The sequence below is a fragment of the Acidovorax sp. GW821-FHT11A03 genome (genome assembly GCF_058809075.1).
Genome location: NZ_JBXASG010000001.1, coordinates 1 through 12,730 on the forward strand (window position 1 = coordinate 1; position 12,730 = coordinate 12,730).

At 65.9% G+C, this 12,730-nt stretch carries 13 protein-coding genes and 1 pseudogene; 7 read left to right on the forward strand and 7 right to left on the reverse strand.

What is annotated here, in order from left to right:
- Positions 1–325: pseudogene (locus AC1RVY_RS00005) on the forward strand (methyl-accepting chemotaxis protein); the annotation flags it as partial.
- A gap of 58 nt (positions 326–383) precedes the next feature.
- Here the strand turns inward: AC1RVY_RS00005 and AC1RVY_RS00010 are convergent.
- Positions 384–1,643, reverse strand: coding sequence for a GNAT family N-acetyltransferase (locus AC1RVY_RS00010; RefSeq protein WP_218294488.1), 1,260 nt, complete (start codon positions 1,641–1,643; stop codon positions 384–386).
- 80 nt (positions 1,644–1,723) lie between these two features.
- Here AC1RVY_RS00010 and AC1RVY_RS00015 point away from each other — a divergent pair, with 80 nt between their 5' ends.
- Both AC1RVY_RS00015 and AC1RVY_RS00020 read left to right on the forward strand, forming a co-directional pair.
- Positions 1,724–3,382, forward strand: a complete 1,659-nt coding sequence (locus tag AC1RVY_RS00015) for an NAD+ synthase (RefSeq protein ID WP_492804740.1) — start codon at positions 1,724–1,726, stop codon at positions 3,380–3,382.
- Positions 3,383–3,437: 55 nt separating this feature from the next.
- Entirely contained in the window at positions 3,438–3,776 is a 339-nt protein-coding gene (locus AC1RVY_RS00020) for a P-II family nitrogen regulator (protein ID WP_218294490.1), read from the forward strand.
- Between the two features lie 226 nt (positions 3,777–4,002).
- Here AC1RVY_RS00020 and AC1RVY_RS00025 read toward each other — a convergent pair whose 3' ends face one another.
- From AC1RVY_RS00025 to AC1RVY_RS00050, 6 genes are read right to left on the reverse strand one after another with little or no spacing between them, the layout of a single operon-like run.
- On the reverse strand, positions 4,003–4,596 hold the full coding sequence (locus AC1RVY_RS00025) for an LOG family protein (RefSeq protein WP_218294491.1): 594 nt from the start codon (positions 4,594–4,596) through the stop codon (positions 4,003–4,005).
- Positions 4,589–4,999 carry a diacylglycerol kinase gene (locus AC1RVY_RS00030; RefSeq protein ID WP_218294492.1) on the reverse strand — a complete coding sequence of 137 codons (411 nt, stop codon included), beginning with the start codon at positions 4,997–4,999 and terminating at the stop codon, positions 4,589–4,591. Before AC1RVY_RS00030 ends, AC1RVY_RS00025 begins: the two co-directional genes overlap by 8 nt.
- A 58-nt stretch (positions 5,000–5,057) precedes the next feature.
- Entirely contained in the window at positions 5,058–5,612 is a 555-nt protein-coding gene (locus AC1RVY_RS00035; protein WP_369642751.1) for an RDD family protein, read from the reverse strand.
- Between the two features lie 52 nt (positions 5,613–5,664).
- Positions 5,665–6,555 (reverse strand): DUF3106 domain-containing protein, encoded by an 891-nt coding sequence (locus AC1RVY_RS00040; RefSeq protein WP_218340963.1) that lies wholly within the window; start codon positions 6,553–6,555, stop codon positions 5,665–5,667.
- A gap of 20 nt (positions 6,556–6,575) precedes the next feature.
- Positions 6,576–7,034 carry a DUF3619 family protein gene (locus AC1RVY_RS00045; protein ID WP_218294495.1) on the reverse strand — a complete coding sequence of 153 codons (459 nt, stop codon included), beginning with the start codon at positions 7,032–7,034 and terminating at the stop codon, positions 6,576–6,578.
- Positions 7,031–7,600, reverse strand: a complete 570-nt coding sequence (locus AC1RVY_RS00050; protein WP_218294496.1) for an RNA polymerase sigma factor — start codon at positions 7,598–7,600, stop codon at positions 7,031–7,033. Before AC1RVY_RS00050 ends, AC1RVY_RS00045 begins: the two co-directional genes overlap by 4 nt.
- Before the next feature lie 294 nt (positions 7,601–7,894).
- Here AC1RVY_RS00050 and AC1RVY_RS00055 point away from each other — a divergent pair, with 294 nt between their 5' ends.
- From AC1RVY_RS00055 to pssA, 4 genes are all read left to right on the forward strand, one after another.
- Positions 7,895–9,688 carry an acetolactate synthase 3 catalytic subunit gene (locus AC1RVY_RS00055; RefSeq protein WP_218294497.1) on the forward strand — a complete coding sequence of 598 codons (1,794 nt, stop codon included), beginning with the start codon at positions 7,895–7,897 and terminating at the stop codon, positions 9,686–9,688.
- 143 nt (positions 9,689–9,831) lie between these two features.
- Positions 9,832–10,323, forward strand: a complete 492-nt coding sequence (gene ilvN / locus AC1RVY_RS00060) for an acetolactate synthase small subunit (RefSeq protein ID WP_492804743.1) — start codon at positions 9,832–9,834, stop codon at positions 10,321–10,323.
- Between the two features lie 79 nt (positions 10,324–10,402).
- A complete protein-coding gene (gene ilvC / locus AC1RVY_RS00065; protein ID WP_218294499.1) occupies positions 10,403–11,419 on the forward strand; it encodes a ketol-acid reductoisomerase in 1,017 nt (338 codons plus the stop codon).
- Positions 11,420–11,692: 273 nt separating this feature from the next.
- On the forward strand, positions 11,693–12,526 hold the full coding sequence (gene pssA / locus AC1RVY_RS00070; RefSeq protein WP_218294500.1) for a CDP-diacylglycerol--serine O-phosphatidyltransferase: 834 nt from the start codon (positions 11,693–11,695) through the stop codon (positions 12,524–12,526).
- Positions 12,527–12,730 lie beyond the last annotated feature (204 nt).

Sequence of the window (12,730 nt, forward strand, 5' to 3'; positions counted from 1 at the left end):
CCAGGTGACGCAGCAGAACGCGGCCCTGGTGGAGGAAATGGCCGCGGCCGCCAGCAGCCTGAGCCAGCAGGCCCAGGCGCTGGTGGGCGCGGTGGCGGTGTTCAAGCTCTCGTCCGACCAGTCCCGGCCCGTGGCCGCCGCTGCTGCCGCCGCCGTCGCGGCGCCGCCCCGGCCCGCCCTGCGGGCGGCGGGTGCCGCGATGCGCCCCGCCGGCGGCAAGGCGGCCCCCGCCGCGCGGCCACCTTCCATCGCGGCGGCCAGGCCGAAGGCGCCCGCACCGCAGCCCGTGGCGGCGGGCGCGGAGGATGACTGGGAGAGCTTCTGACACGCGCCCGGGCTGGAAGGGGCCGGAAGGAGACGGGGCTGGGGCTGCGGCCTTTCCCTCAGCCCGTGCCGGCGCCGTGCGGAGCCAAGGCGGCCCTGGCCTCAGCCCCCGGCGGCGCCTGCCTGAATGGGCTGCGCTCCTGCAGTTCGTCCAGGTAGTGCTGGACGCCTTCGCTTTCGCGCGCCAGGAACCGCTCCACCGCTTCGGCGAAGGCCGGGTGCGCCAGCCAGTGGGCACTGGTGGCCTGCACCGGCAGCAGCGCGCGGGCCATCTTGTGTTCACCCTGGGCACCGCCTTCAAAGCGCCGCGCGCCGTGTTCGATGCACCACTGCAGGGGCTGGTAGTAGCAGGCCTCGAAATGCAGGCAGTCCACGCGCTCCAGCGCCCCCCAGTAGCGGCCATACGCCACGGGTTCATGGGCGTTTGGGCCGCTGGCGCTTGATGAATCCGCGCCGACAGCTATCAGACTGCTGGCAATGGGCCGCCCGTTGCGTTCGGCGATGAAAAGCAGCCAGGCGCCGGGCAGCTGCGCGGCCATGCGCGCGAAGAAGTCGCGCGTGAGGTAGGGCGGGTTGCCGTGCTCGAGGTAGGTGCGCTCGTAGCAGCGGTAGAAGAAATCCCAGTCCGCCTGCGGGATGTCCGTGCCGCGCGCCCACCGGAACGTAACGCCCGCATCGGCCACGCGGCGGCGTTCCTGGCGGATCTTCTTGCGTTTTTCCTGGGACAGGCTGGCGAGGAATTCGTCGAAGCTGCGGTAGCCGTCCCCGCCGCCGGGCGCGGGAGCCTGGTTCTTCCAGTGGAATTGCACGGTGTGCCGCAGCATCAGGTCGCGCCCCGCGCAGGTCCGCGCGTCGTCGTCGCTGGCAAACAGCACATGCACGGAAGAGACGTTTTCCTCCCCGCACCACTGGCACACGGCCTGCACCAGCAGCGCGCGCGTGGCCTCGTCGCGCGCCATCAGGCGCGTACCGGGCACGGGCGTGAAAGGCACGGCCACGACGGCCTTGGGGTAGTACGGCACGCCGTGCTGCTCATACGCGCTGGCCCACGCCCAGTCGAACACATACTCTCCGTACGAATGGCTCTTGAGGTACAGGGGGCAGGCCGCGATCAGCGTGCCGTCCTCCCACAGGGTCATGAACCGGGGGGCCCAGCCGGTGCGTGGCGTGGCGCTGCCGCTTTCGTGCAGGGCGGCCAGGTATTCGTGCCGCATGAAGGGCGTGGGGTGGCTTTGCCGGGCGAGCAGGGCGTTCCAGGCGTCGGCCCCGACGTCGAGCGGGGATGCGAGTACGCGGGCGATAATGGCGGCTTCAGCCATGCGATCCCCCGCTCCACCCCCGGTGCCGCGGGTCCGCAGTGGCGGTATTCAACCTGGCCGCAGGGGCCGATTCCAGTTCCATGACGCTCTCCATTTGCACTGCGCAGCTCAACTTTGTCGTGGGCGACATGCCCCAGAACGCGCAGAAGATCATTGCCGCGGCCCGCGAAGCCCATGCCCGGGGTGCCCGGCTGCTGCTCACGCCCGAACTCGCCATCTGTGGCTATGCCGCCGAAGACCTGTTCCTGCGCCCGGCCTTCATCGCGGCCTGCGATGATGCCGTGAAAACCGTGGCCCGCGAGACGGCAGGGTTGAAAGGCCTGGCCATCGTGCTGGGCCATCCGCAGGCGGTGTCGCCCGATGCGCCTGCGTTCAGCGCCTGCCTCAATGCCGCCAGCGTGCTGCGCGAGGGCCGCATCGAGCAGACCTACGCCAAGCGCGAGCTGCCCAACTACCAGGTGTTCGACGAGCGCCGCTACTTCGTGGCGGGCAGCGCGCCCTGCGTGTTCGAGGTGGAGGGCGTGCGGGTGGGCCTGCTGGTCTGCGAGGACGCCTGGTTCGCCGCGCCGGCGCACGATGCGGCGGCCGCGGGCGCGCAGCTGCTGGCGGTCATCAATGCATCGCCCTTCCACCTGGGCAAGAGCGCCGAACGCGAGCAGACCATGCGCGAACGCGTGGCCGAGACCGGCCTGCCGCTGGTGTACGCCCACCTGGTGGGCGGGCAGGACGAGGTGGTGTTCGAGGGCCGCTCTTTCGCGCTCAACGCCGACGGCTCGGTGGCTGGTCGTGGTCCTGGGTTTGAAGAAAAACTGGTCTTTGCGCAAGTCCAGAAAGCGCAGGATGCTATCAAAATTGAAGCAGACATCGCGCCGGAGAAAAGCCTGGAGGCGGACCTGTGGGACGCCCTGGTGCTGGGGGTGCGGGACTATGTGGGCAAGAACGGATTTCCGGGCGCGCTGCTGGGGCTCTCGGGCGGCATCGACTCGGCCCTGGTGCTGGCCATTGCCGTGGACGCGCTGGGCGCCGACAAGGTGCGCACGGTGATGATGCCGTCGCCCTACACGGCCGACATCAGCTGGATCGATGCGCGCGACATGGCTGCCCGCCTGGGCGTGCGCTACGACGAGATCTCCATCAAGCCGCAGTTCGAGGCCTTCAAGGCCGCGCTGGCGAGCGACTTCGCGGGTCTGGCCGAGGACACCACCGAGGAAAATCTGCAGGCGCGCATCCGGGGCACGCTGCTCATGGCGCTGTCCAACAAGTTCGGCGCCATCGTGCTCACCACGGGCAACAAGAGCGAGATGTCCACGGGCTACTGCACGCTGTATGGCGACATGGCGGGTGGCTTCGCGGTGATCAAGGACGTGGCCAAGACACGGGTGTTCGACCTGGCGCGCTGGCGCAACGCCAACGATCCGTACGGCACGGGCGCCAGTCCCATTCCCGAGCGCATCATCACCCGCCCGCCCAGCGCCGAGCTACGCCCCGACCAGAAAGACCAGGACAGCCTGCCGCCCTACGAAGTGCTGGACGCCATCGTGGCGCGCTACATGGAGAACGATGAGCCCATCGAGTCCATCATCGCCAGCGGTTTTGCGCGCGCCGATGTGGAGCGTGTGACGCGCCTCATCAAGCTCAACGAGTACAAGCGCCGCCAGGCTCCCGTAGGGATTCGCGTCACGCGCCGCAGCTTCGGCAAGGACTGGCGTTACCCTATCACCAGCAAATTCAGGGCGTGACGCTTCCGCGCTGCGCTTTCAGCCCCCATTTTTTGCATCCTCCAGGAGACCCGCCATGAAAATGATCACCGCCGTCATCAAGCCCTTCAAGCTCGAAGAAGTCCGCGAAGCCCTGGCTGAATGTGGCGTGACCGGCCTCACCGTGACCGAGGTGAAGGGCTTTGGCCGCCAGAAGGGACACACCGAGCTGTACCGGGGCGCTGAATACGTGGTGGACTTCCTGCCCAAGGTGAAGGTCGAGGTCGTCGTGAAGAGCGAAGACGTGGACCGCTGCGTGGATGCCATCGTGAGCGTCGCGCGCACGGGCAAGATCGGCGACGGCAAGATCTTCGTCACCTCGGTGGAGCGCGTGGTGCGCATCCGCACCGGCGACCTGGACGACGCCGCGGTCTGAGGGGTCGCGCCCGCCTGGCCGGGGCCGCACGGGCTCCCGCAAGGAAAAGGCACGCAAGACACACAAGGACAAGGCACGCAAGACACACAAGGACAAGGCACGCAAGACACACAAGGACAAGGCACAAAGCGAAAGGGGCGGAAAACCGCCCCTTTCGCTTTTGTTTTGTTGTGTGGGTGCCGGCAGCGCGATGCGGGGGTGACCCCGTACCCGCGCGGCCCGGCCGTCAGATCACGGCACGCAGCGGCACCGGCGCCTGACCGGGGCCGGCGGACTGCACCAGCGTGCGCAGCAGCGCATCGGCGTCGGCGGACGCATGCAGCAGTCCCATCTGCCATTCGCCCATGAAGCCGCTGGCCACGCTGTGGTCCAGGAAGCCCATCAGCGCGTCGTAGTAGCCCGCGACATTGAGCAGGCCCAGCGGCTTGTCGTGGTAGCCCAGCTGGCGCCAGGTCCACACCTCGAACAGCTCTTCGAAGGTGCCGATGCCGCCGGGCAGGGCTAGGAAGGCGTCGCTGCGCTCGGCCATCATCGCCTTGCGCTCGTGCATGGTCTGCACGATGTGAAGCTCGTCGCACAGGCGGTTGGCCAGCTCCTTGTCCACCAGCGCCTGCGGAATCACGCCCACCACGCGCCCGCCCGCCACGCGGGTGGCCTCGGCCACCGTGCCCATCAGTCCGCTGCGCCCACCGCCATACACCAGCTGCCCGCCACGTTGGCCGATCCACTGGCCCACGGCCTTGGCGGCCTGGGCGAAGGCCGGGTTCTCGCCAGGGCGCGAGCCGCAGTACACACACACTGAAAATGCCGGTTCAACCATGGAAGATCCTCTGAAAAACAGCCGCGCCCCAGATGCCCATGCACAGCAGCAGCGCCAGCAGCACGGCGGCGCTGCCCATGTCCTTGGCGCGTTTTGAAAGGTCGTGCCATTCGGGGCCGATGCGGTCGATGGCGGTCTCGATGCCAGTGTTGAGCAGCTCCACGATCATCACGATCACCACGGAGCCTGCCAGCAGCGCCACCTCCACCCAGCTGCGCCCCAGCCACAGCGACAGGGGCAGCAGCACCATGGCGGCAATGGCCTCCTGGCGGAACGCCTTTTCGTTCCAGCCCGCGCGCAGGCCTTCCAGCGAATAGCCGGCGGCGTGCCAGATGCGGTTCAGGCCCGAGCGGGCTTTCTGGGGGTTGGCGGGCGCGACGGGCTGCGGCGGAGATAGGGACATGGTCCGGGCATTGTCTCGCACCCGCGTGACAGCTGGCACGGCGAAGGGGTGGCGGGGGCTACTTTTTTGGCAGCTCGAAGTGCACCAGGCGGGTGCCGGCCAGCGCGTCATGCCAGAACTGCCGCTGGGGATGAAACCGGCTCAGGATGGCCCAGATGGCGACCCAGCCGAACAGCAGCACCAGCACCTCGAGGGCGGGCACGCCGAACAGGTAGGCGGCCAGCGGCGGCAGGAACCAGACCCAGCTGAGCAGGTAGCGCAGCAGGGCGCGCGCCTGGGTGATGGGGCGCCCTGCGGTGTCCACCACGCGGATGAGCCAGGTCTTCTGGGCCAGGGTCTGGCCCTTGGCCCAGAACCAGGTGAAATAGATGCCAAACACCACGAACAGGAAGGCCTGCAGGGCATGCCGGTTGTCCAGCGCGTGGCGGGTCTGGCTCAGGGTGCCGAACAGGTAGCCTGCGATGAAGACCACCCCGAACATCAGCATGCCCTCGTACAGCCAGCACGCCATGCGGCGCCACAGGTTGGGCGTCGTCGCGCCGATGCCGGCGGCTGAAGGCGCAGGGGAGGCGGGGGCGGCCGGCGGCGTGCGGGCGGGAGGGGAGGCGGTCATTCCAGGGGGCGAAAGCGAGGCAGGAGCAAGGCGGGAAAGGCCGGCCGGCGGTCTACTGAGGATACAGGCCGGAATTGTCGGGTGTGACGATGGGAGCCGGGGCGGCGGGTGCTTCCGCGGAGCCTGCGCCCAGCGGTGCCAGCGCCGCCGGAACCGCCACGGGCACCGAGATGGGCGCGGTCTCCACCACCGTGGAGGCCGGATTCTGCGTGGGCACGCCCGATGCGGGTGGCGCCGCGGGCGTCACCGGCGCTGCCACGCGCGGGAGGCTGTGGTCCAGCACGGGGGGAATCTTGGGCGCATTCGGACGGCTGGGGTTGGCCTGCGTGGCCGCTGGCACCTGGGCCAGTTTCTTGGGCGACACGGGCCGCAGCGCCGTGGCGGCGCCCTTGGGCTTGGGCGCCGCACGGGCCGCCAGCGCGCGTTTTTCTTCCTCGGACAGGGCCAGGTAGGCCTCCCACTGGGCGCGCTTGTCGTCGGGGGCGAGGCGATTGGTGACCGCGTAGTTCAACCGGGCCTGGTTGCGCTGCTGGGCACTCAGGCTGGCCCAGTCCGCCATGCGGTCGTGGAACTTGGCCTGTTCTTCCTCGGGGAGCGCGGAGAAATTGGCCGCCAGCGCGAGCCAGCGGCGTTTTTGCGCCTCGCTGATCAGCGCCCAACGCTCTGCGAGCGGGTACAGCGCCAGCTTCTGGGGCGTGGTCAAGGTCTCCCAGCCCGGACCGGTCTCGACCTGCGGCACCATCGAGGTGCCATGGCGCGTGGGCGAGCGCGCGTTGTTGGGGCTGGCCACGGCCGCTTCCGCGCCGGCGGGCAGCAGGGTGCCGGGTGCCATGCGCATCTGCACCAGCACCTGGCCACCCACCGCCGCGAGCACGCCCAAGAGCGCCAAAGCCAGCACGAAGGCTGGCAGGGCGGGGGAAGCGTCAGAAGGGCTTGGGTGCATGCAGTACGGTGTCGGGCAGCTCAGTTCGGCTGCGCGGAGGTCTTGAGAAATTGTACGAAGCCCGGGTCTGCGTAGGCTGCGGGTGGCAGATCATCGGTCAGCAGCGCGGCATCCACCTCGGCCACGTCATTGGCACTGCTTTCGTCCTGGGCAATGTTGATCACGACCAGGCCCACCACCAGGGCCATCAGGGGAACGGCGGAAACCAGCGCACTCCACCAGCCACCGCCTTCACTGCCGCCGCGGCCCAGCGTGGCGCTGCCGCCCGCGCCGTGGATGACGGCCGCAGGGGCCGCCAGGCGCACCGGCACGATGTCTTTCTTGCGCTTGGCCAGCGCCTGCACGCGCGAGGCGCGCAGCCGCTCGGAAATGTCATAAGGCAATTCGGCGGTGCCGCTGGACAACCGCGACGCGACGCGCAGCGCAAAGCGCTCTGCCGCAGCTTCTGCCTGTGTCGATGGGGTCTGTACAGTGTTCATGGCTCGATTCCTTTGGCCTTCAGTGCCTTGCTGAGGGTTTGTATGGCACGAAAACAGTGCGTCTTGACACTGCCTTCGGAGCAGCCCATGGCGGCCGCCGTTTCTGCAACATCCATTTCTTCCCAGTAACGCATGAGGAACGCTTCCCGTTGACGTGGCGGAAGCTCGGCGATTTCAGCCTCGATACCGTGGAAGATCTGCGCCCGGCGGGTCAGATCCTCGGCGCTCTCCGCCCGTTCTCCACCATCCGGTCCTGAATACGCCTCCAGCAGATCAAAATCCATGCCATCTTCGCCGGGGCCCTCGAAGTCGCTCATGCTCGAAAACAGTGCATTGCGGGTCTTCTGGCGCCGGAACCAGTCCAGGGTGCAGTTGGACAGGATCCGCTGGTACAGCATGGGCAGCTCCGCCGCCGGCTTGTCGCCGTAGTGCTCCGCCAGCTTGAGCATGCTGTCCTGCACGATGTCGAGCGCCGCTTCCTCATTGCGAACGTGGTAGACCGAACGCTTGAAAGCGCGCTTTTCTACACTTTTGAGGAAGTCGGAGAGTTCTTGTTCGGTTGCCAAGACGGGTCAGCCCGGGAGGGGATCGGTGCCGGTGAGAGCGCAAAAATGTGGCTATCCGGCACGTGGAGCCTTTGATTATCGCATCCGCCGGGGTTTTTTTAGGCTGCCTGCGGTTTTACATGTGTTGCAGTGCGATAATCGCTGCTGCAATTCAAAAGGCAAACGGGTCACGGTCCGGCGCGGCAATCATCCCGCCCATGTCCTTGGCCTCAAGTTCCAAGCTGGCTTCACAAGAGCGCGTGCGAGGGGCACCCAAGGTTTTTCGTCAGAGAAATTCACAAAGGTTGATCGATCATGGAAATCTCCAAGGCTGAACTCACTTCAGCTGCCGCTGCCACGCAGGGCAATGCTTCTCCCAATTCCGGCTCGCAGGACCTCATGGGTTCCGAGATCCTCATCAAGTCGCTCCAGGCCGAGAACGTCCAGTACATCTGGGGCTATCCTGGCGGCGCCGTCCTCTATATCTACGACGCGCTCTACAAGCAAGACACCATCCAGCACGTGCTGGTGCGCCACGAACAGGCCGCCGTGCACGCCGCCGACGGCTATGCGCGCGCCACCGGCGAAGTCGGCGTGGCCCTGGTCACTTCGGGCCCCGGCCTGACCAATGCGGTCACCGGCATCGCCACGGCGTACATGGATTCGATCCCCATGGTGATCATCTCCGGCCAGGTGCCCACGCCCGCCATCGGGCTGGACGCCTTCCAGGAGTGCGACACGGTCGGTATCACCCGCCCCATCGTCAAGCACAACTTCCTCGTCAAGGACCCGCGCGATCTGGCCATGACGATGAAGAAGGCCTTCCACATCGCCCGCACCGGCCGCCCCGGCCCCGTGGTGGTGGACGTGCCCAAGGACGTTTCGTTCAAGAAGGTGCCCTACAGCGGCTACCCGCAGTCGGTGGAAATGCGCTCGTACAACCCCGTGCGCAAGGGCCACGGCGGCCAGATCCGCAAGGCGCTGCAGTTGCTGCTGGCTGCCAAGCGCCCCTACATCTACACCGGCGGCGGCGTGCTGCTGGGCAATGCCACCAATGAGCTGCGCACGCTGGTGGACATGCTGGGCTATCCGGTCACCAACACGCTGATGGGCCTGGGCGCCTATCCCGCGTCGGACCGCAAGTTCCTGGGCATGCTGGGCATGCACGGCACCATCGAGGCCAACAACGCGATGCAGAACTGCGACGTGCTGCTGGCCGTGGGCGCGCGCTTCGACGACCGCGTGATCGGCAACCCCAAGCATTTCGCGCAGAACGACCGCAAGATCATCCACGTGGACATCGACCCGTCGAGCATCTCCAAGCGCGTGAAGGTGGACATCCCGATCGTCGGCGACGTGAAGGACGTGCTCACCGAGCTGATCTCCATGATCCGCGAGAGCAGCACGCGCCCTGACGCAGGTGCTCTGGCCGCCTGGTGGGACACCATCGAAGGCTGGCGCAAGCGCGATTGCCTCAAGTACAGCATGGGCAGCAGCGACGTCATCAAGCCACAGTATGTGGTCGAGACGCTGTGGAACATGACCAAGGATGCGGACACCTACATCACGTCCGACGTGGGCCAGCACCAGATGTGGGCCGCGCAGTACTACCGTTTCGACGAGCCGCGCCGCTGGATCAATTCGGGCGGCCTGGGCACCATGGGCGTGGGCATTCCCTACGCCATGGGCATCAAGCTGGCCAAGCCGGACTCCGAGGTCTTCTGCATCACGGGCGAAGGCTCGGTGCAGATGAACATCCAGGAGCTGTCCACCTGCCTGCAGTACAACACGCCGATCAAGATCTGCTCGCTGAACAACCGCTACCTGGGCATGGTGCGCCAGTGGCAGGAGATCGAGTACTCCGGCCGCTACAGCCACAGCTACATGGACGCGCTGCCCAACTTCGTGAAGCTGGCCGAGGCCTACGGCCATGTGGGCATGCTCATCGAGCATCCCAAGGACGTGGAGCCCGCGCTGCGCGAAGCCCGCAAGCTCAAGGACCGCACGGTGTTCATGGACTTCCGCACCGACCCCACCGAGAACGTGTTCCCGATGGTGCAGGCCGGCAAGGGCATCACCGAAATGCTGCTGGGGTCGGAAGACCTTTAAGCAAAATCGGGCTCCAGCGCTTGATTGGCAAGCGCAAGCAGCTATCAATTTGATAGCTATCACTTTTTGACGAATCTATTGCCTGCCAAGCCCGTGCATTACCGTGCACGGGGGAGGGCAGCGAAAAGAGGAATCTCTTCATCATGAAACACATCATTGCCGTTCTGCTGGAAAACGAACCCGGCGCGCTCTCGCGCGTGGTGGGCCTGTTCTCCGCCCGTGGCTACAACATCGAATCGCTCACCGTGGCGCCCACCGAGGATCCATCGCTCTCGCGCATGACGATCCAGACCACGGGCTCCGACGACGTGATCGAGCAGATCACCAAGCACCTGAACCGCCTCATCGAGGTGGTCAAGGTGGTCGACCTCACCGAAGGCGCCTACACCGAGCGCGAGCTCATGATGGTGAAGGTGCGCGCCGTGGGCAAGGAGCGCGAGGAGATGAAGCGCATGGCCGACATCTTCCGTGGCCGCATCATCGACGTGACCGAGAAGAGCTACACCATCGAGCTCACCGGCGACCAGGCCAAGAACGATGCCTTCCTGCAGGCCATCGACCGCACGGCCATCCTGGAAACCGTGCGCACCGGTGCCAGCGGCATCGGCCGAGGCGAACGCATCCTGCGTGTCTGAAAAGGCGCCTGAGCGCTTTCCAGGACAATACCCCGTTTTATTTTTCAACCCGAACAACGCATTTCAACCGGAGCAACCCATGAAAGTTTTCTACGACAAAGACTGTGACCTGAGCCTGATCAAGGGCAAGACCGTTGCCATCATCGGCTACGGCTCGCAGGGCCACGCCCATGCACAGAACCTGAACGACAGCGGCGTGAAGGTGGTGGTCGGCCTGCGCAAGGGCGGTGCCTCGTGGGACAAGGTTGGCAAGGCCGGCCTGAACGTGATGGAAGTGAACGACGCCGTCAAGGCCGCCGACGTGGTCATGATCCTGCTGCCCGACGAGCAGATCGCCGAGGTCTACACCAACAACGTGGCCCCGAACATCAAGCAGGGCGCCTCGCTGGCCTTTGCCCACGGCTTCAACGTGCACTACAACCAGGTCGTGCCCCGTGCCGACCTGGACGTGTGGATGGTCGCTCCCAAGGCCCCTGGCCACACCGTGCGCAACACCTACACCCAGGGCGGCGGCGTGCCCCACCTGGTGGCCGTGCACCAGGACAAGTCCGGCAAGGCCCGCGACCTGGCCCTGTCGTACGCCATGGCCAATGGTGGCGGCAAGGCCGGCATCATCGAGACCAACTTCAAGGAAGAAACCGAGACCGACCTGTTCGGCGAGCAGGCCGTGCTGTGCGGCGGCGCCGTCGAGCTGATCAAGATGGGCTATGAAACCCTGGTCGAAGCCGGCTATGCCCCCGAGATGGCCTACTTCGAATGCCTGCACGAACTCAAGCTCATCGTGGACCTGATCTACGAAGGCGGCATCGCCAACATGAACTACTCGATCTCGAACAACGCCGAGTACGGCGAGTACGTGACCGGCCCCGAAGTGATCAACGAGCAGTCGCGCGCCGCCATGCGCAATGCCTTGAAGCGCATCCAGAACGGCGACTACGCCAAGATGTTCATCCAGGAAGGCCGCCTGAACTACCCGAGCATGACGGCCCGCCGCCGCAACACCGCCGACCACAGCATCGAAGTGGTGGGCGGCAAGCTGCGCGCCATGATGCCCTGGATCGCCAAGAACAAGCTGGTCGACCAGACCCGCAACTGATCTCCTGTGCGAAGCACGAAAAGGCCACTTCACAGTGGCCTTTTTTGTTGCCGGGCCACCCCCTGGCGCAAAGCCCGCCCGCTGCTTGGGCGCGCGCTCACCTGTGCCGGGGGCTGGGGCGCTTCCTTTGGCGGGACGCCGTGTTGGCAGGCGCTACACTGCGGCCTTCGCCTTTTGCGCGTGCGGCGCGCCGCCTGTTCCGTGGGTCAGGGTTGAAAACTATAAATTTAATAGCAGCTTGCGCAATATAGGCAAGCGCTGGAGGTCTATCTGATGCATGACGGCAATGAATCCACCGACAACCCCGGTGTGATGGTGCGCAAGCGGCGCAAAGGCATCTACATCCTGCCCAACCTGTTCACGCTGGCGGCCCTGTTCGGTGGTTTCTATTCGATCGTGATGGCCATGAACGGCCGGTTCGACATGGCGGCGGTGGGCGTCTTCTGCGCCATGGTGCTGGACAGCCTGGACGGGCGCGTGGCGCGCATGACCAATACGCAGAGCGCGTTTGGCGAGCAGATGGATTCGCTGTCCGACATGGTCTCGTTTGGGGCGGCGCCCGCGCTGATCGCCTATGAGTGGTCGCTCCAGGGCCTGGGCCGCTGGGGCTGGATCGCCGCGTTCGTGTACTGCGCCTGCGCGGCCTTGCGCCTTGCGCGCTTCAATGTGAATACCAGCGTGGTGGACAAGCGCTACTTCCAGGGACTGCCTTCGCCAGCCGCCGCCGCCCTGGTGGCCGGCTTCATCTGGCTCATGACGGAGCTGGGGGTGCATCCGGGAGAAGACCTGTGGCTGACCTGGACGCAGACCACCTGGGTCATGTTCGCCTTCACGCTGTATGCGGGACTCACCATGGTGACCAACGTGCCGTTCTACAGCTTCAAGGACGTGCAGATGAAGAAGAGCGTGCCCTTTGCCGCCATCGTGCTGATAGCGCTGGGCATCGCGGTCATCAACATTCATCCCCCCATCGTGCTTTTCGGCGTGTTCGTCTGCTATGGGCTGAGCGGCTACGGCGTCTATGCCTGGCGCAAGGCCAAGGGCCAGCACAGCAGCGTGATCAGCACGTCGACCGATGAACCCGATGAGCGCGGACTCCACAAGTGACCACGGCGGCGGGTCGTGACTTGTGCTACATTGCATCGCATGAACACGTTTGCACTGGCCCTACTGCTACCTCCCCACGGGCGGAGACAGTAAGCGCACGCGCACACTTTTTCCACACAGGCCCGTATGCACCCGCAGCGGGCCTTTTGTTTTGGGCGCCAGATTTTTGACGTTGCGGGAACCCCACCCACCGATACCAGGAGA